This window comes from Pseudorhodoferax sp. Leaf265 (genome assembly GCF_001422365.1).
Lineage (GTDB): Bacteria > Pseudomonadota > Gammaproteobacteria > Burkholderiales > Burkholderiaceae_C > Pseudorhodoferax.
Window position 1 is genome coordinate 813,271 of record NZ_LMMT01000001.1, and the last position, 17,837, is coordinate 831,107.

At 68.7% G+C, this 17,837-nt stretch carries 20 protein-coding genes; 12 read left to right on the forward strand and 8 right to left on the reverse strand.

What is annotated here, in order from left to right; translation table 11 throughout:
- Positions 1-22: 22 nt before the first annotated feature.
- Positions 23-931, reverse strand: a complete 909-nt coding sequence (locus ASF45_RS03815) for an SDR family NAD(P)-dependent oxidoreductase (RefSeq protein ID WP_056657060.1) — start codon at positions 929-931, stop codon at positions 23-25.
- Between the two features lie 117 nt (positions 932-1,048).
- On the opposite strand from ASF45_RS03815, the gene ASF45_RS03820 reads away from it, so the two are divergent.
- Genes ASF45_RS03820 through ASF45_RS03835 form a run of 4 tightly spaced genes read left to right on the forward strand, consistent with a single transcriptional unit; the run spans position 1,049 to position 4,785 of the window.
- A complete protein-coding gene (locus ASF45_RS03820) occupies positions 1,049-1,930 on the forward strand; it encodes an NUDIX hydrolase (RefSeq protein WP_056657063.1) in 882 nt (293 codons plus the stop codon).
- A 37-nt stretch (positions 1,931-1,967) separates the two neighbouring features.
- Positions 1,968-2,576 carry a protocatechuate 3,4-dioxygenase gene (locus tag ASF45_RS03825; RefSeq protein WP_056657066.1) on the forward strand — a complete coding sequence of 203 codons (609 nt, stop codon included), beginning with the start codon at positions 1,968-1,970 and terminating at the stop codon, positions 2,574-2,576.
- A 56-nt stretch (positions 2,577-2,632) separates the two neighbouring features.
- Positions 2,633-3,454, forward strand: a complete 822-nt coding sequence (gene nudC, locus ASF45_RS03830) for an NAD(+) diphosphatase (RefSeq protein ID WP_082550781.1) — start codon at positions 2,633-2,635, stop codon at positions 3,452-3,454.
- 26 nt (positions 3,455-3,480) lie between these two features.
- The gene (locus ASF45_RS03835; protein WP_056657070.1) at positions 3,481-4,785 is read left to right on the forward strand and encodes a GNAT family N-acetyltransferase; all 1,305 of its coding nucleotides are present in this window, start codon (positions 3,481-3,483) and stop codon (positions 4,783-4,785) included.
- Between the two features lies 1 nt (position 4,786).
- Here ASF45_RS03835 and ASF45_RS03840 read toward each other — a convergent pair whose 3' ends face one another.
- The gene (locus ASF45_RS03840) at positions 4,787-5,053 is read right to left on the reverse strand and encodes a hypothetical protein (protein WP_056657073.1); all 267 of its coding nucleotides are present in this window, start codon (positions 5,051-5,053) and stop codon (positions 4,787-4,789) included.
- 69 nt (positions 5,054-5,122) lie between these two features.
- Between ASF45_RS03840 and hemA the strand changes: the two genes are divergently transcribed.
- From hemA to ASF45_RS03870, 6 genes are all read left to right on the forward strand, one after another.
- Positions 5,123-6,391, forward strand: a complete 1,269-nt coding sequence (hemA, locus tag ASF45_RS03845; RefSeq protein WP_056657076.1) for a glutamyl-tRNA reductase — start codon at positions 5,123-5,125, stop codon at positions 6,389-6,391.
- Positions 6,392-6,456: 65 nt separating this feature from the next.
- Complete coding sequence (gene prfA / locus ASF45_RS03850; RefSeq protein ID WP_056657079.1) at positions 6,457-7,542, forward strand: peptide chain release factor 1; 1,086 nt, start codon at positions 6,457-6,459, stop codon at positions 7,540-7,542.
- The gene (gene prmC, locus ASF45_RS03855) at positions 7,539-8,360 is read left to right on the forward strand and encodes a peptide chain release factor N(5)-glutamine methyltransferase (protein ID WP_056657082.1); all 822 of its coding nucleotides are present in this window, start codon (positions 7,539-7,541) and stop codon (positions 8,358-8,360) included. Before prfA ends, prmC begins: the two co-directional genes overlap by 4 nt.
- Positions 8,361-8,390: 30 nt before the next feature.
- Positions 8,391-8,717: a Grx4 family monothiol glutaredoxin gene (gene grxD, locus ASF45_RS03860; RefSeq protein ID WP_056657085.1), complete on the forward strand. Its 327-nt coding sequence runs from the start codon at positions 8,391-8,393 to the stop codon at positions 8,715-8,717.
- Between the two features lie 93 nt (positions 8,718-8,810).
- Positions 8,811-9,806: an AAA family ATPase gene (locus tag ASF45_RS03865; protein WP_056657088.1), complete on the forward strand. Its 996-nt coding sequence runs from the start codon at positions 8,811-8,813 to the stop codon at positions 9,804-9,806.
- Positions 9,803-11,122: a hemolysin family protein gene (locus ASF45_RS03870; protein ID WP_056657504.1), complete on the forward strand. Its 1,320-nt coding sequence runs from the start codon at positions 9,803-9,805 to the stop codon at positions 11,120-11,122. Before ASF45_RS03865 ends, ASF45_RS03870 begins: the two co-directional genes overlap by 4 nt.
- Here the strand turns inward: ASF45_RS03870 and ASF45_RS03875 are convergent.
- Together ASF45_RS03875 and ASF45_RS03880 are read right to left on the reverse strand one after the other, a co-directional pair.
- A complete protein-coding gene (locus tag ASF45_RS03875) occupies positions 11,112-11,705 on the reverse strand; it encodes a transglycosylase SLT domain-containing protein (RefSeq protein WP_369802096.1) in 594 nt (197 codons plus the stop codon). The two genes, ASF45_RS03870 and ASF45_RS03875, sit on opposite strands and share 11 nt — an antisense overlap.
- A 50-nt stretch (positions 11,706-11,755) precedes the next feature.
- Complete coding sequence (locus ASF45_RS03880; protein WP_056657094.1) at positions 11,756-13,495, reverse strand: proline--tRNA ligase; 1,740 nt, start codon at positions 13,493-13,495, stop codon at positions 11,756-11,758.
- Between the two features lie 111 nt (positions 13,496-13,606).
- Between ASF45_RS03880 and ASF45_RS03885 the strand changes: the two genes are divergently transcribed.
- Together ASF45_RS03885 and ASF45_RS03890 are read left to right on the forward strand one after the other, a co-directional pair.
- Entirely contained in the window at positions 13,607-14,257 is a 651-nt protein-coding gene (locus ASF45_RS03885; RefSeq protein ID WP_056657097.1) for an RNA pyrophosphohydrolase, read from the forward strand.
- The gene (locus ASF45_RS03890; RefSeq protein ID WP_056657100.1) at positions 14,244-14,780 is read left to right on the forward strand and encodes a CNP1-like family protein; all 537 of its coding nucleotides are present in this window, start codon (positions 14,244-14,246) and stop codon (positions 14,778-14,780) included. Before ASF45_RS03885 ends, ASF45_RS03890 begins: the two co-directional genes overlap by 14 nt.
- Before the next feature lie 2 nt (positions 14,781-14,782).
- Here ASF45_RS03890 and proB read toward each other — a convergent pair whose 3' ends face one another.
- The 4 genes from proB to rplU all read right to left on the reverse strand — a co-directional run bounded on the left by proB (position 14,783) and on the right by rplU (position 17,667).
- Complete coding sequence (gene proB / locus ASF45_RS03895; RefSeq protein ID WP_056657102.1) at positions 14,783-15,931, reverse strand: glutamate 5-kinase; 1,149 nt, start codon at positions 15,929-15,931, stop codon at positions 14,783-14,785.
- Positions 15,932-15,935: 4 nt separating this feature from the next.
- On the reverse strand, positions 15,936-17,006 hold the full coding sequence (gene cgtA / locus ASF45_RS03900; RefSeq protein WP_056657105.1) for an Obg family GTPase CgtA: 1,071 nt from the start codon (positions 17,004-17,006) through the stop codon (positions 15,936-15,938).
- A gap of 77 nt (positions 17,007-17,083) precedes the next feature.
- Positions 17,084-17,344 (reverse strand): 50S ribosomal protein L27, encoded by a 261-nt coding sequence (gene rpmA, locus ASF45_RS03905; protein WP_056657108.1) that lies wholly within the window; start codon positions 17,342-17,344, stop codon positions 17,084-17,086.
- Between the two features lie 11 nt (positions 17,345-17,355).
- Positions 17,356-17,667 (reverse strand): 50S ribosomal protein L21, encoded by a 312-nt coding sequence (rplU, locus tag ASF45_RS03910; RefSeq protein WP_056181609.1) that lies wholly within the window; start codon positions 17,665-17,667, stop codon positions 17,356-17,358.
- Positions 17,668-17,837 lie beyond the last annotated feature (170 nt).

Sequence of the window (17,837 nt, forward strand, 5' to 3'; positions counted from 1 at the left end):
GGCAAGCCCTGCAGGCGAGGGTTTAGCCGGCGTGTTGCATCGCTCGGCCGACTTCCAGCCGGCCCTGCTCCGAGCCGCTTTGCGGCACGGTCTCGCCTTCGCGTGCGCGCACGGCGTCCAGCGCGGCGGCCAGCCGTTCGGGCGCTTGGTCGCCGGTGCCGATCCACTGGCCCTGCGTCAGCGTGACATGCGCAGCCTCGAACGAGCCGGCGCCCGCGCACAGCACAGCGCGCGTGGGCGCGTCTTCCGAGGCCAACACCAGCATGGCCGGCACCACGGCGGCCGGGTCGAGCGCGCGCAGCACCTCGGGCGTCATGAGGTCCTCGGTCATGCGCGTGGCGGCCGTCGGCGCCAGGCTGTTGACGCGGATGCCGCTCTTGGCGCCTTCGATGGCCAGGGTCTGCATGAGGCCGACCAGCGCCATCTTGGCCGCGCCGTAGTTGGCCTGGCCGAAGTTGCCGTACAGGCCCGAGGACGAGCTCGTCATCACGATGCGGCCGTACTTCTGCTCGGTCATGAACGGCCAGACCGCCTTGCAGCAGTGCACGGCGCCCATCAGGTGCACGTCCATGACGAGGCGGAAGTCGGCCAGCTCCATCTTGGCGAAGCTCTTGTCGCGCAGGATGCCGGCGTTGTTGACGAGGATGTCGACGCGGCCCCAGGCGTCCACGGCCTGACGGACCATGGCGGTTACGGCCTCGTAGTCGGTGACCGAGGCGCCGTTGGCCAGGGCCTCGCCACCGGCGGCGACGATCTCGTCGGCCACGGCCTGCGCCGCGCTGGTGGAGCCACCGCTGCCGTCGCGCGCGCCGCCCAGGTCGTTGACCAGCACCTTGGCGCCGCGCTTGGCCAATGCCAGCGCATGTTCGCGGCCGAGGCCGCCGCCGGCGCCCGTGACGATGGCCACACGGCCCTTGAAATCCAGACCCATCCGTTTGTCTCCTTGCAAGGTGGAAGCTGCGCGACAGCCCCGGCCAGCAGCCTCTGGTAGCCTGCTGCGCGCACCATAAAAAAGCCGCGCAACTGTACTGGAGACGAAGGGAACCCCATGGAACTGAACCTGCACGCCATCGACACGCCGCCGCGCGCGGCCTCCACCGTGGTCATGCTGCGCGACGGCGCGACCGGCCTGGAGGTGCTGCTCATGAAGCGCCACGGGCTGTCGGACGTGCTGGGCGGCGCCTATGTGTTCCCGGGTGGCAAGCTCGATGCGGCCGATGCCGAGCTCGATGCCGCGCGCCATCTCGACCAGGCCACCCCGTTGCTGCAGACCAGCCTGCACGACGCCGGACTCGACGTGGCGCAGGCCGCCGGCTTGTATGTGGCGGCCGTGCGCGAGGCCTTCGAGGAAGCCGGCGTGCTGCTGGCCGAGACGGCGGACGGCGGCGAGCCCGACCTGGGCCGCGCCTCTGCGCTGCTCCAGGCCGGCACGCCCTTCAACACCATGCTGGCCGAACTGGGCCTGCGCGTACAGACGCGCCGGCTCGCGCCCTGGTCGCGCTGGATCACGCCGCGCGTGCCCTCTGTCATGAACAAGCGCTTCGACACACGCTTCTTCGCCGCCGTGGTGCCGCCCGAACAGGTGGCCACGCACGACGACTACGAGACCACCGAGAGCACCTGGCTGGCGCCGCGCGCCGCGCTGCAGCGCTACTGGGACGGCGAGATCGAGATGGCGCCGCCGCAGATCATGACGCTGGCCCAGCTGGCGCGCCACGCCAGTGCCGAGGAAGCCGTGGCCGCGGCCCGCACGCGCCGCCCGCCGCTGATCCAGCCCGAGAGCCTGGAGGACGGTGGCACGCGCGTGGTCTGCTATCCCGGCGATGCCTGCCACCCGGTGCGCGAACGCGCCATGCCCGGCCCGCTGCGCCTGCGCTGGCACAACAAGCGCTTCGAGCCCGTGGACGGCTTCGACGCGTTGTTCCTGTAGCCGGGAACCTGCGCACGGCCGGCCGCATCTGAACGCCATGCCGACCCGCCGCACGCTCACTGCCGCCCTGATCGCCTGCCCGGTCGTGCTGACCGCGCGCGCCCAGCCTGCACCAAAGCCGCGGCCCACGCCGGCGCAGACCGAGGGCCCGTTCTATCCCGTCGCCTTTCCGGCCGACACCGACAACGACCTGCTGCGCAACGGCGCACTGCGCTATCAGCGCGGCCAGCCGGCCTGGCTGGACGGCACACTGCGCGACCTGGAGGGCCGCCCCGCGCGCGGCGCCCAGGTGGAGATCTGGCAATGCGACGAGGCCGGCCACTACGACCACCCCGGCGACGGCAGCCGCCAGGACCCGGCCTTCCAGGGCTTTGGCCGCACCGCCGTGGACGCCGAGGGCCGCTGGCGCTTTCGCACCATCCGGCCCGTGCCCTACAGCGGCCGCACGCCGCACATCCATGTGAAGGTGCGGCTGGGCCAGCGCGAGCTGCTGACCACACAGCTCTATGTCGAGGGCGATCCCGGCAATGCGCGCGACTTCCTCTGGCGCCGGATGGACGCCGCCGAACGTGCGGCCGTGACCCTGCCTTACACCGCGGGCAGCGACGGCCTGCAGGCCCGCGCGGCGCTGGTGCTGGCCCTCTGACGCGCAGGCGCATCGGCGGTTAGCATGCGGGCTCCCAACGGCCCGGATGCCCGCCCATGCTGCAAACTCCTCCTTCGTTCACGCCGCTGCTGGCGGCGCGTGAACAGGATCTGGTGCAGAACTTCGTGTTCTGCGGTGACGAACTTCTGGTCGGCGAAGCCGACCTGGCCCTGCCGGGGGCGCTCGTGTGTGCCGCCCTCGGCATCCGCACTGCGGACTTCCTGCCCGTGGGTCTGCTCGATGACGCCTACTGCCGCGTGGCCTGGCTGCCTAAGGGCACGCCGCTGCCCGAGGGCCTGCGCCCGCGCCGGCTGCGCGCGCTGTTTGGCGCCATGGAAGAAGGCCCGCTGGCCGTGGCCGGCCGGGCCTGGCAGATCGCCGAATGGGCGCGCACGCACCGCTTCTGTGGCGCCTGCGGCGGGCCCACCACGCACGTGGCCGGCGAACGCTGCATGCGCTGCCCGGCCTGCGGCCACATGGCCTACCCGCGCATCTCGCCGGCCATGATGGTGCTGGTGCGGCGCGGCCCCGAGATCCTGCTGGCCCGCCACAACAACTCGCCGACCCGCTTCTACACCGCGCTGGCCGGCTTCCTGGAAGCGGGTGAATCCATCGAAGAGGCCATCCACCGTGAGGTGTTCGAGGAGGTCGGGCTGCAGGTGAAGGACCTGCGCTACTTCGCAAGCCAGTCCTGGCCGTTCCCGCACTCGCTCATGATCGCGTTCACGGCCGAGTACGCGGGCGGCGAGATCCGGCTGGACGAGAACGAGATCGCCGAGGCCGTCTGGGTCGGCCCGGGCGACGCGATGCCGTCCATCCCCCCACGCGGACTGTCCATCGCCGGACACCTGATCGAGGCCCACCTGCCCGGCCACTGAGCCCATACTGGCGCGAGGAGCACCCCATGGCCCGCTCGAAATCCCAGACCCTGCTCTCGCGCACGCGGCGCGCGCTGCACAAGGGCATGCGCCAGGCCATCGGCTTCATGCCCCAGTCGGCGCGCTTCGCGGTGGCCCGCTCCTTCGTCGATTGCGACCCAGCGCCCGACCCGCGGCTCACGCTCAAGATCGCCGACACGCAGGAAGAACTCGAGGCCTGCTTCACGCTGCTGCACGATGCCTACGTGGCCGTGGGCTTCATGCAGCCCGCGCCTTCGGGCCTGCGTGCCACGATCTACCACGCACTGCCGACCACCACCACGCTGTGCGCCAAGTACGACGACGAGGTCGTGGGCACGATCTCGCTGATCCGCCAGAGCCCGTTCGGCTTTCCGCTGCAGGCGGTGTTCGACCTGTCCAGCGTGGAGGCCGAGCGCGGCCAGATCGCCGAGGTCTCGGCGCTGGCCGTGCACCCCAAGCACCGCAAGACCGGCGGCGCGATCCTGTTCCCGCTCATGAAGTTCATGCACGCCTACTGCACGCGCTTCTTCGACACGCGGCACCTGGTGATTGCGGTCAATCCGTACCACATCGAACTCTACGAATCGCTGCTGTCGTTCCGCCGGCTGCCGCAGAAGACGGTGGCCGCCTACGACTTCGCCAACGGCGCACCGGCCGTGGGCGCCACGCTGGACCTGAGCCAGGCCGAGACGCTGTTCGCGCGCGCCTACGCCGGCAAGCCACCGCGCAAGAGCCTGCACCACTACTTCTTCAAGATGGAGCTGCCCAACATCAAGTTGCCGGTGCGGCGCTACTACACGACCAACGACCCGGTCATGACGCCGGCGCTGCTGGACCACTTCTTCAACCAGCGCACCCAGGGCTTCGCCGAACTCGATGCACGCAAGAAGGCCATGCTGCACGAGATCTACGACCTGCCCGCCTACCAGGCCGTGCTGCCGCCGCTGGACCAGCCCCCGGCCCAGATGGACACACTGCGCCGACACCCGCGCTTCTCGCTCAAGTGCAAGGGCAAGCTCGAGATCGAAATCGGCGGCCAGCGCCGGCTTGTGGAATTGCAGGTGGTCGACGTGTCGAACGAGGGCTTCCAGGCCCATGCGCGCGAGGAACTGCCGCTCAAGGCCTCGGGCCGCGTGGTGGTGCACCTGGGCACGGACGAGCAATCGGTGCTGCAAGTCACCGTCATGCGCGGGCGGCGCTACGACGACTACGGCGCCTACGGTTTCCTGATCACGGCCACCGACCAGCCCTGGCGCGAATGCGTGCACGCGCTGGAATCAGGCCACACGCACCACGACCTGCTGGCTTGATTCAGCGCCGGCGCAGCGACAGCAGCCAGGAGAGGGTGCCGCAGCAGGCCACCAGCGCCGCATAGCCGGCGATGCTGCCGTCGCGGCCCATGGCCCACAGCGCGCCCAAGAGTGCCAGGCTGCCGGCCAGGCTGGTCAGCAGCCACTCGCTCCACCAGCGCATGCCACCGCCCCGACCCACGCGGCCCGCCAGCGTGGTGCACAGCGCAACACAGAGGGCCGGCAGCACGAAGGCCAGGCCATGCAGCAGCAGATCGACAACACCCATGGGAGAGAGCGAGGGGCTTGACCCAGGTCAAGCGGCAGGGAGAGGCGCCGGATTTTATAATCGCCCGTTATGGCTGTCTGGGCACTCGGCATCAACCACCACACCGCCCCGCTGGATCTGCGCGGGCGGTTTGCGTTCGCGCTGGACCAGATCGCCCCCACGCTGGCCGGTTTGCGCTCGGCGTTGTCGGGCCCCGAGGCCGCCATCATCTCCACCTGCAACCGCACCGAGATCTACTGCGCAGCCGACGCCCAGGCCATCGACCGCACGGTGGACTGGATGGCCCATGCCGGCGGCGTCGCCCCCGCGCTGCTGCGCTCGCATGCGTACACGCTGCACGACGGTCTGGCCGCGCGCCACGTGTTCCGCGTGGCCAGCGGCCTGGATTCCATGGTGCTGGGCGAGGCGCAGATCCTGGGCCAGATGAAGGACGCCGTGCGCGTGGCCAACGAGGCCGGCGCACTGGGTTCCACGCTGAACCAGCTGTTCCAGCGCTCCTTCTCGGTCGCCAAGGAAGTGCGCACCGCCACCGAGATCGGCGCCCATTCCATCAGCATGGCCGCCGCCGCCGTGCGCCTGGCCTCGCAGCTGTTCGAGGACCTGGGCCAGGTGCGCGTGCTGTTCGTGGGCGCCGGCGAGATGATCGAGCTGGCCGCCACCCATTTCGCGGCCAAGAGTCCCAAGTCCATCGCCATCGCCAACCGCACGCTGGAGCGCGGCGAGAAGCTGGCCGGCCGCTTCGGTGGCGAGGTCATGCGCCTGGCCGACCTGCCGGCCCGGCTGCACGAGTTCGACGCCATCGTCAGTTGCACCGCCAGCACGCTGCCCATCATCGGCCTGGGTGCCGTGGAACGCGCGCTCAAGCAGCGCAAGCACCGGCCCATGTTCATGGTCGACCTGGCCGTGCCGCGCGACATCGAGCCCGAGGTCAAGGGCCTGGAAGACGTGTTTCTCTACACCGTGGACGACCTGGCCAGCGTGGTGCAGACCGGCCAGGCCCAGCGCCAGGCGGCCGTGGCCCAGGCCGAGGTCATCATCGACGCCGGCGTGCAGAGCTTCCTGCACTGGATGGGCCAGCGCGACCCACAGAACGGCGTGGTACCGCTGATCCGCCAGCTCAACAGCCAGGCCGACACCTGGCGCCAGGCCGAACTGGCGCGCGCGCGCAAGCAGCTGGCGCGTGGCGACGACGTGGACGCCGTGCTCGAAGCCCTGGCCAAGGGCCTCACGCAGAAGATGCTGCACGGCGCCATGGCCGAGCTGCATGCCGGGGACGGCCAGGCCCGCGCGCACGCGGTCGAGACCATCTCGCGGCTGTTCCTGCGCAAAGAGCGTTAGCGACGCGCCTTGCCGCCGCACCGCAGCCTGCACGCTGCGGCCCCGCCCCCATTGGACCGTCGCCCTTGAAACCCTTTCTCCGCCAACAACTCGAGCGCTACGCGCTGCGCCTGTCCGAGCTCGACTTCCTGCTGTCGCGCCAGGACATCATGGCGGACATGAAGCAGTTCATGGCTTTGTCGCGCGAGCATGCCGACGTGGCCCAGGTGGCCGGCCGCTACGCGCGCCACCTGCAGCGCCAGTCCGATCTGGCCGCGGCACAGGAGATGTTGGCCGACCCCGACATGGCCGAGATGGCACGCGAGGAGATCGAAGGCGCCCAGGCCGAGCTGGCGGAGCTGGAGAACGAACTCCAGCGCATGCTGCTGCCCAGGGACCCGGATGACGCGCGCGCGGCCTTCCTGGAAATCCGCGCCGGCACCGGCGGCGACGAGTCGGCCCTGTTCGCGGGCGACCTGTTGCGCATGTACACGCGCTTTGCCGAGCGCCGCGGCTGGAAGACCGAGCTCATCAGCGAATCGCCGAGCGAGCTGGGCGGCTACAAGGAAGTGGTCATGCGCGTGGACGGCGAGGATGTCTACGGCCACCTGCGCTTCGAGTCCGGCGGGCACCGCGTGCAGCGCGTGCCCGCCACCGAGACCCAGGGCCGCATCCACACCAGCGCCTGCACCATCGCCGTGCTGGCCGAGCCCGACGAGGCCCAGGCCGTGCAGATCAACCCGGCCGAGCTGCGCATCGACACCTACCGCGCCAGCGGCGCCGGCGGCCAGCACATCAACAAGACCGACTCGGCCGTGCGCATCACCCACCTGCCGACGGGCATCGTGGCCGAATGCCAGGACGATCGCTCGCAGCACCGCAACAAGGCCAAGGCGCTGCAGGTGCTGCTCGCGCGCATCCAGGAAAAGGAGCGCAGCGAACGCGCCGCCAAGGATGCGGCCGAGCGCAAGGGCCTGATCGGCAGTGGCGACCGCAGCGACCGCATCCGCACCTACAACTTCCCGCAGGGCCGGCTGACCGACCACCGCATCAACCTCACGCTGTACAAGCTGTCCTTCATCATGGAAGGCGACCTGGAGGAAGTCGTGCAGGCGCTGCGCGCCGCGCGCGAGGCCGAGCAGCTGGCCGAACTGGAAGTCGGCGCCGCGTGACGCTGGCGCAGATCCTGGCAGCCGCGGCCGCACGCGGCCTGGACCGGCTGGACGCCCAGCTGCTGCTGCTGCACGCGCTGGGCCGCGATGCCAACGACCGTGCCTGGCTGCTCGCGCACGACCAGGACGTCCCCACACCCGAGGCGCTGCAGCGCTTCGATGCGCACGCCGCGCGCCGGCTCGCTGGCGAGCCCGTGGCCTACCTGCTTGGCGAGAAGGAATTCTTCGGCCTGCCGCTGCAGGTCGACGCGCGCGTGCTGGTGCCGCGGGCGGACACCGAGACGCTGGTGGAATGGGCGCTCGAGCACCTGCCCGGGGGCGGCAGCGTCATCGACCTGGGCACGGGCAGCGGCGCCATCGCCCTGGCGCTGGCCCATGCAAGGCCCGACGCGCTGGTGGCGGCCGTGGACCGCAGCGCCGACGCGCTGGCCGTGGCCAGCGCCAATGCCCAGCGCCTGGGCCTGCGCGTGCAGTTCGTGCAGGCCGACTGGCTGCAGGGCGTGGACGGCCCGTACGACCTGGTCGTCTCCAACCCGCCCTACATCGCCGACGCCGACCCGCACCTGGCGGCCCTCGTGCACGAGCCGATCTCGGCCCTGGCAGCAGGCGCCGACGGGCTGGACGACCTGCGCACCATCGTTGCCGATGCGCCCGCCCACCTCGCCCCCGGCGGCTGGCTGCTGCTGGAGCATGGCTACGACCAGGCCGAGGCTGTTTGCGCCCTGCTGCGCGCCCAGGGCTTCGTCCAGGTCGGCAGCCGCACGGATCTGGCGGGCATCGCCCGCTGCTCCGGCGGCCAATGGCCGATCGCAGGATAATTGCCGCCATTTCCGTCTGGAGGTTCCCCCATGAGCGACACCCAACAACGCATCGACGATCTGGTCAAGTCCAACGACATCCTGCTGTTCATGAAGGGCAGCGCCAGCTTCCCCATGTGCGGCTTCTCGGGCCGCGCCATCCAGGTGCTCAAGGCCTGCGGCGTCGACCCCAATAACGTCAAGACCGTCAACGTGCTCGACGACGACGGCATCCGCCAGGGCATCAAGGAATACAGCAACTGGCCCACCATCCCCCAGCTGTACGTCAAGGGCGAGTTCGTCGGCGGCTCGGACATCATGATGGAGATGTACGAGTCGGGCGAACTGCGCCAGCTGCTGGGGACGACGGCCGCCTGACGGCAGCCGGCGCCCGACAACGGGGCAGCCAGGCGCTGGCAGGCTGGCACGGCTTATGCTGAAATGGTTTCGTCAGTCTCACTGGGAGCTTCGATGGAATCGCGCAGCACGGCCTTGACGGCCACCCCGATCCACCTGCCTGTTGCCAGCATGCGCAGCGTCTACCAGACGCAGGACGTGGAGCGCAAGCTGGCCAAGCTGCAGTCCAAGGAGCACGAGCAGCTGCGCAGCACCTACGAGCGCATGCTGGAACGCGGCCCCGAGCGCTTCCAGGTCAAGCCCTCCGGGATCCCCGAAATGGCCACGCTCTACCAGACGCTGCCGAACTTCACCGAAGCGCTGGACGACGTGCGCCGCCACGTGGCGCTGAGCCACAACAGCCCCGATGGCCTGGAGGTCACGCCCATGCTGCTGCTGGGCCCACCCGGCATCGGCAAGACCCACTTCGCGCGCAAGCTGGCCGAGCTGCTGGGCACCGGCATGAACCTCGTGCCCATGAGCTCGATGACGGCCGGCTGGTTGCTCTCGGGCGCCTCCTCGCAATGGAAGGGCGCCAAGCCCGGCAAGGTCTTCGAGGCCCTGGTCGACGGCCAGTACGCCAACCCGGTGCTCGTGGTGGACGAGATCGACAAGGCCGGCACGGACGCCCAGTACGACCCGCTGGGCGCGCTGTACAGCCTGCTGGAACACGACACGGCGCAGAACTTCGTCGACGAGTTCGCCGAGGTGGCCATCGACGCCAGCCAGGTGATCTGGATCACCACGGCCAACGACGAGCGCGCCATCCCCGAGCCCATCCTGAACCGCATGAACGTGTTCAGCATTCCGGCACCCACGCCCGAGCAAGCGCGACAGATCGCCGGCCAGCTCTACGCCGGCATCCGCGGCGAACATGGCTGGGGCCCGCAATTCCAGCCCGAGGCCCAGGCCGACGTGCTGGACACGCTGGCCGAGATGGCGCCGCGCGAGATGCGCCGCGCGCTCATGACCGGCTTTGGCAACGCCAGGCTCGACGGCCGCGACCACGTGCGCGTGGACGACCTGCCGCGCCCGGCCGCCGCCAAGAGCCGCATAGGGTTCGTCCACTGAGCCTCTCGACCAGTCTGCTGCTCGTGTTCGCGCTGATCGTGGTCAGCGCGTTCTTCTCCGTGGCCGAGATTTCGCTGGCCGCCTCGCGGCGCCTGCGCCTGCGCCAGCTGGCCGACGAGGGCGATGCGCGTGCCACGCTGGTCATGAAGGTGCAGGAGCAGCCCGGCCACTACTTCACCGTGGTGCAGATCGGCCAGAACGCGGTCGCCATCCTGGGCGGCATCGTCGGCGAGGGCGCCATGAGCCCGCTGTTCACCGACCTGTGGCGCTGGCTGGACCTGGACGATGCGCAGGCGCGCACGGCGGGCTTCCTGGTGTCGTTCCTGGTCACGACCTCGCTGTTCATCCTGTTCGCCGACCTGTTCCCCAAGCGCCTGGGCATGACCCAGCCCGAGGCGCTGGCCATGCGCGTGGTCAAACCCATGCAGACCTGCATGACGCTGTTCAAGCCGCTGGTCTGGGTCTACAGCCGCACGGCCGATGGCCTGTTCAAGCTGTTCGACCTGCCGACGCAGCGCGACGACCGCATCACCTCGGACGACATCCTGGCCATGGCCGAGGCCGGCGCGCGCTCGGGCGCACTGGCGGCGCGCGAACAGCAGGTCATCGCCAACGTGTTCGAGCTCGACACGCGGACGGTCTCGTCGGCCATGACGCAGCGCGACCGCATCGCCTTCTTCCGCCGCGACGAGCCCGACGCCGTGATCCGGCTGCGCATCGCGGCCGAGCCGTTCTCGACCTACCCGGTCTGCGATGGCGAGATCGACCGCGTGGTGGGCTACGTGGACGCCAAGGACCTGTTCCAGCGTGTGCTCAACAACCAGCCGATCTCGTTGCTGGACGATGCGCTCGTGCGCAAGGTGCTGGTGGTGCCGGACCGCCTCACGCTGGCCGAGGTGCTGGACCAGTTCCGGCTCGTGCACGAGGACTTCGCGGTCATCGTCAACGAGTACAGCTTCGTGGTGGGCGTGGTGACGCTCAACGACGTCATGAGCACGGTGATGGGCGAGCTGATCGCCTACCCGCTGGACGAGGAGCAGATCGTCAAACGCGACGAGAACTCCTGGCTCATCGACGGTGCCACGCCGGTGCAGGACGTGCAGCGCGCCCTCCTCCTCGACGAGATGCCGCATGCCGAGGAGTACGAGACGCTGGCCGGCTTCATGATGGTGATGCTGCGCCGCGTGCCCAAGCGCACCGACACGGTGACGTGGGGCGGCTTTCGCTTCGAAGTGCTGGACGTGGACAGCTTTCGCATCGACCAGGTGATGGTCTCGCGCATGACCGATCCGACCCCGGCGGCGCCTACGCGCTGAAGTCCCAGCGCTTGCGCGCCGCCAGCACGGCATTGGGGTACGGCGCTTGACCACGCGAGCCGTTGTAGCGGCCCAGGCCCAGGAACAGGTCGCCCCGCTCGCGGTCCAGGTAGTGGCGCAGGATCACGCAGCCGAAGCGCAGGTTGGTCTGCATATGGAACAGCCGGCTCGGGTCGCCATCGGCCAGGACGCGCGTCCAGAACGGCATGACCTGGGTGTAGCCACGGGCGCCGGCCACGCTGATGGCGAAGCGACGGAAGTTGCTCTCGACCTCGATCAGGCCCAGCACCAGGGCGGTGTCCAGGCCGGCGCGGCGGCTTTCGTACCACACCGTGTCGAGGAACTCGCGGCGCTCGCTCCACTCGGGCTTGCGGCGCAGCAGCAGCGGGCTGGCCGCGCCCAGCCAGCGCAGGTAGGCCATGCGGGCTTCGGTGCTGTGGAATTCGGGCACCGGCGGCGCCGACCGGGCCACGGCGGCGCTCAGCGCGCTGCGGACCGAATCGGCAAGGGGTTCCTCGACCTGGCCACCGGCATGGGCCAGTGCGGTGTGGCCGAGCAGACCCGCACTGGCGACGCCCCCCAACAGCCTGCGGCGGGACAGGCCTGCTGTAGTAGGGCGTGGTGCGGCAGGGCTCAAGCCAGGCGTGATTTGACGAACGCACCAATCTCTGCCGTTGCCACGCGCGTGGCGGCAGCGTCGCGCCGGTGCTGGTACTCGACCTGGCCATCCTTGAGTGCCTTGTCGCCGATCGTCACGCGGTGCGGCACGCCGATCAGCTCCCAGTCGGCGAACATGGCGCCCGGGCGCTCACCACGGTCGTCCAGGATCACGTCCACGCCAGCGGCCAGCAATTCCTGGTACAGCGCCTCGGCCGCTTCCTTCACGGCCGGGCTGCGGTCCGGGCTGATCGGGCAGACGGCCACCGTGAACGGCGCGATCGCATCGGGCCAGATGATGCCGCGCGCGTCGTGGTTCTGCTCGATGGCCGCGGCCGGCAGGCGGGTGATGCCGATGCCGTAGCAGCCCATTTCCAGGAACTGCGGCTTGCCGTCTTCGGCCAGGAAGCTCGCGTTCATGGCGCGGCTGTACTTGGTGCCCAGGTAGAACACATGACCCACCTCGATGCCGCGCTCGATGGCCAGCACCCCCTTGCCATCCGGCGAGGGGTCGCCAGCCACCACGTTGCGCAGGTCGGCCACGAGGTCGGGCTCGGGCAGGTCGCGGCCCCAGTTCACGCCGGTCATGTGGAAGTCGGGCGCGTTGGCGCCGCAGATCCAGTCGTGCATCACGGCCACTTCGCGGTCGGCCACCACGGTGACCGGCTGGCGCAGCCCGACCGGACCCAGATAGCCGGGCTGGCAGCCGAAGTGCGCGTCGATCTCGGCCAGCGTCGCGAAGCGGAAGCCCTGCTCCATGCCTGCGAGCTTGCCGACCTTGACTTCGTTCATGTCGTGGTCGCCGCGCAGCAGCAGCAGCCAGACGCGCACCACCGTCGCGCCGTCGGCACCGATGGTTTCGGTGGCCAGCACCAGCGATTTGACGGTGGTGGCGAGCGGCACGCCCAGCAGCTCGGCCACGTCGGCGCAGGTGGCCTTGCCTGGCGTGGGCGTCTTGGCCATGGCCTGGGTCGCGGCAGCACGCGCCTGCGCCGGCGCCAGCGCCTCGGCCTTTTCCATGTTGGCCGCATACGCGCTGTCCGGGCAGTAGACGATGGCGTCCTCGCCGGTCGCGGCGATGACCTGGAATTCCTCGGACAGGTCACCGCCGATGGCACCGCTGTCGGCCGCCACGGCGCGGTAGCGCAGGCCGAAGCGGTCGAAGATGCGGCGGTAGGCCTGCGCCATGATCTGGTAGCTCGCCTTGGCCGAGGCCTGGTCGCGGTCGAAGCTGTACGCGTCCTTCATGATGAACTCGCGCCCGCGCATGAGGCCGAAGCGGGGCCGGCGCTCGTCCCGGAACTTGGTCTGGATCTGGTAGAAGTTCTTGGGCAGCTGCTTGTAACTGCGCAGCTCCTGGCGTGCGATGTCGGTCACGACCTCTTCGCTGGTCGGCTGGACCACGAAGTTGCGTTCGTGCCGGTCCTGGATGCGCAGCAGTTCCGGCCCCATCTTGTCGAAGCGGCCTGTCTCCTGCCAGAGTTCGGCCGGCTGCACCACGGGCATGGTCATCTCGATGGCGCCGGCGCGGTTCATTTCCTCGCGCACGATGGCCTCGACCTTGCGGATCACGCGCAGGCCCATGGGCATGTAGGTGTAGATGCCCGCGCCGAGCTTCTTGACCATGCCGGCGCGCGTCATCAACTGGTGGCTGACGACCTCGGCATCGGCAGGCGCTTCCTTGAGTGTGGAGATCAGGAACTGGGACGCTTTCATGGGCGAAGAGGATGTGTGCGGGAAGACCCGAAACCGGCGCGGGCTGGTCGCCGCTTGATACACAGACCACGCTGTGCATAATGGTTTCAGTTAAAAAATTGGGGTTTGATTATGCTTGACCGGGAAGGCTTCAGGCCCAACGTCGGCATCGTCCTGCTCAACCACAAGAACCAAGTGTTCTGGGGCAAGCGCATTCGCACGCACTCCTGGCAGTTCCCGCAAGGGGGCATCGACCGGGGCGAATCGCCAGAGCAGGCCATGTTCCGCGAACTGCACGAAGAAGTGGGTTTGCTTCCGGAGCATGTGCGCGTGGTGGCGCGCACGCGCGACTGGTTGCGCTACGAGGTGCCGGACCGTTTCATCCGGCGTGACGCACGGGGCCACTACAAGGGCCAGAAGCAGATCTGGTATCTGCTGCAGCTGACAGGCCACGACTGGGATCTGAACCTGCGTGCGACCAACCATCCGGAGTTCGACGCCTGGCGTTGGAACGACTACTGGGTCCCGCTGGACGTGGTGGTGGAATTCAAGCGCGGCGTCTACGAGATGGCGCTGACCGAGCTGGCGCGCTACCTGCCGCGCCACGACCACCGCAACCGCTACCTGCGTTCCAGCATGCGAACGCGCGAAAATGATCCCCACGATCTGCGCCACGAGGTGGCGCAGCAGTTCGAATTGCCGCCTGGCGGCAGCTTCGAACCCGATCCCCAAACCAACGAGCGGCTGGGCGCCGCTCCGCACAGCAACCATGCTTCTTCGTAACGGCCGCCTGGCGGCCTGGCTGGCTGCCGGCGCCCTGTGTGCGGCAACCGCCAGTGCACAGTCCATCAGCAAGGAATACAACAGCAACGCTCCGGACGCACCGGAGTGGGTCGAAAACGAGGCGCCTGCCGCGCCGGCATTCGACATGGGCAGGCTCGTGGACGTGACCGTCGACGCGCAAGGCGCATTGCGCTATGGCATCGATCCGGCAACGCTGCAGATCGGCAAGGACGGTGTGGTGCGCTACGTGATGGTGGCCCGCAGCACCAGCGGCGCGATGACCGCCATGTACGAGGGGATTCGCTGCGACACAGGCGAATACAAGCTCTACGCGCGCTACAACGTCGACAAGTGGACGCCGGTCGGCAAGCCCGAATGGAAGTCGCTCTGGGAATCCACGCGCATCAAGTACCCATTGGCCTTCGCGCGCCAGGGCGGCTGCGACGGCAAAGCGCGCCCCACGTCGGTCCAAGACATCGTGCGACAGCTGAAGTCGCCCGCACAGACGGTCTACCCGAACTGAGCTCAGCGGCTCAGCACGAGGTTGTCCCGGTGGACCATCTCGTGCTCGGCCGTGTAGCCGAGCAGGGCCTCGAACTCGCTGGACGGCTTGCGGCACAGCAGCCTGGCCTCGGCGCTGGCGTAGTTCGCCAGCCCGCGGGCGATGGTCTGGCCCTGGTTGTCGCGGATGGCGATCACGTCGCCGCGCGAGAATTCGCCCTCCACCGCGGTCATGCCGATCGGCAGCAGGCTCTTGCCCTCGCCACGCAGCTTGCGCGCCGCACCATCGTCGACGACGACGGCACCGCGCAACTGCAGGTGGTCGGCCATCCACTGCTTGCGCGCCTGCATCTTCTGCGTCTGCGCGACCAGCAGCGTGCCGATGGCTTCGCCCTGCGTCAGGCGCAGCAGCACATCGGGCTCGCGGCCCCAGGCAATGACGGTCGACGCGCCCGAGCCGGCCGCACGCTTGGCGGCGAGGATCTTGGTGATCATGCCGCCGCGCCCGATGCTGGACCCGACACCGCCAGCCATGGCCTCGAGCGCCGGATCGCCGGCCTGCGCCTCGTCGATGAAGCGTGCGTCCGGGTCCTTGCGCGGGTCGGCCGAGTACAGGCCTCGCTGGTCGGTCAGGATGACCAGGACATCGGCTTCGACCAGGTTCGCGACCAGGGCCCCCAGGGTGTCGTTGTCGCCGAACTTGATTTCGTCGTTGACCACGGTGTCGTTCTCATTGATCACCGGCACCACGCCGTGCTGCAGCAAGGTCAGCAAGGTGGATCGCGCGTTCAGGTAGCGCTCGCGGTCGGCCAGGTCGGCATGCGTGAGCAGCACCTGGGCGCTGCCCAGGCCGTTCTCGCGCAGCTTGCTCTCGTACATCTGCGCCAGACCCATCTGCCCGACGGCGGCCGCGGCCTGCAGCGCGTGAACTTCGCGCGGGCGCGTGCTCCAGCCCAGGCGCTTCATGCCCTCGGCAATCGCACCGCTGGACACCATGATCAACTCACGGCCACGCGCGCCATCGCCGCGCACCAGCGCTGCGAGCTGGCGCGACCACTCGCCGATGGCGGCCTCGTCCAGTCCGCGCCCTTCGTTGGTCACCAGGCTGGAGCCGACCTTGACGACGATGCGCCGCGCATCGCGCAGCAGGGTCGAGTGGGCAAGTGGCGTCATGGAATCAGGCGTCGGAGGATTCGGAAAAACGCGGATCGATGGCGACGGGCTGGTTCTCAGCCGACTTCTCGGCATGGATGTGCTGGAACACGGCCTGCACCAACTTCTCGCAGCCCTCGCGCGTCAGCGCCGAGATCTCGAACACCGGGCCTTTGAAACGCAAGCGGCGCACGAAATCCTTGACCTTGGCGGCGCGCTCCTCGGCCGGCACCATGTCCAGCTTGTTGAGCACCAGCCAGCGCGGCTTGCCGTGCAGCGTGGCGTCGTACTTCTTGAGCTCGTTGACGATGGCGCGCGCCTGCACGACCGGGTCCACGCTCTCGTCGAAGGGCGCCATGTCGATGACATGCAGCAACAAGCGTGTGCGCTGCAGATGGCGCAGGAACAGGTGGCCCAGGCCGGCGCCGTCCGATGCACCTTCGATCAAGCCTGGCAGGTCGGCCACCACGAAGCTTTGCTCCGGGCCGACGCGCACCACACCCAGATTCGGGTGCAGGGTGGTGAACGGGTAGTCGGCGATGCGCGGCCGCGCATTCGACACCGCCGTGATCAGCGTGGACTTGCCCGCGTTCGGCATGCCCAGCAGGCCGACGTCGGCCAACACCTTGAGCTCGAGCTTCAGGGCCTTCTTCTCGCCAGGCCAGCCCGGCGTCTTCTGGCGCGGCGCGCGGTTGATCGCGCTCTTGAAGCGCATGTTGCCGAAGCCGCCGTCGCCGCCCTTGGCGATCGTGATGACCTCGCCCGGCACCAGCAGCTCGAACAGTTGCTCGCCGGTTTCGGCGTCGCTGATGATGGTGCCCACCGGCATGCGCAGCGTGATGTCGGCACCGGCCGCGCCGAACATGTCCGAGCCCATGCCGTGCTCGCCGCGCTTGGCCTCGTGGCGCCGCGTGTAGCGGTAGTCCACCAGGGTGTTCAGGTTGGGGTCGGCCACCGCATAGACGTGGCCGCCACGGCCGCCGTCGCCACCGTTGGGGCCGCCGAACTCCTTGTACTTCTCGTGGCGGAACGAAACGCAGCCGTTGCCACCGTCGCCGGACGCGACATCGATCGTGGCTTCATCGACAAATTTCATGCTCCACCTCGCAAGTTAAAGAGACCAAAACGACAAAGCCCCGACAAGCGGGGCTTGGTTCCGGAGGACCGAAGTCCTCAGGCTGCCGGCGTGATGAAGACCGTGTGCTTGTTCATCGAACCCTTGACAGCGAACGACACGTGGCCGTCGACCAGGGCGAACAAGGTGTGGTCCTTGCCGACGCCGACGTTGCCGCCGGCATGGAAACGCGTGCCGCGCTGGCGCACGATGATGGAACCGGCGCTGACCAGCTCACCACCGAAGGCCTTCACGCCCAGCATCTTGGGCTTGGAATCGCGCCCGTTGCGTGTAGAGCCGCCGCCTTTTTTCTGTGCCATGACCTATTCCTTTAACCGGCGATCGCGCCGATTTGCAGTTCGGTGAACTGCTGGCGATGGCCTTGACGTTTCTGATAGTGCTTGCGACGGCGCATCTTGAAGATGTGCACCTTGTCGTGCTTGCCATGCGCCACGACGGTTGCCGTGACGGTTGCGCCGGACACCAAGGGCGTGCCCACCTTGATCTCGCTGCCGTTGCCAACGGCGAGAACCTGGTCGATCACGATCTCTTGGCCTACATCCGCAGCAATCTGTTCTACTTTAATTTTTTCGCCGGAAGCAACGCGATACTGCTTGCCACCGGTTTTTATGACCGCGTACATGTGAAACCTCTGATGAGCCCTCTACCTAAGCTCTAGAGGGTGAGCCTTCGCCGGACGAATTTCCGCGAAGCCCGCGAGTATAGCACCCCTGGGCCGGACACAGGCCAGCCGGCGCGCTGGCGCGGCCAATAGCAGGAGCGGCTTCCTATAATCCGCCGCAACTACCCTGG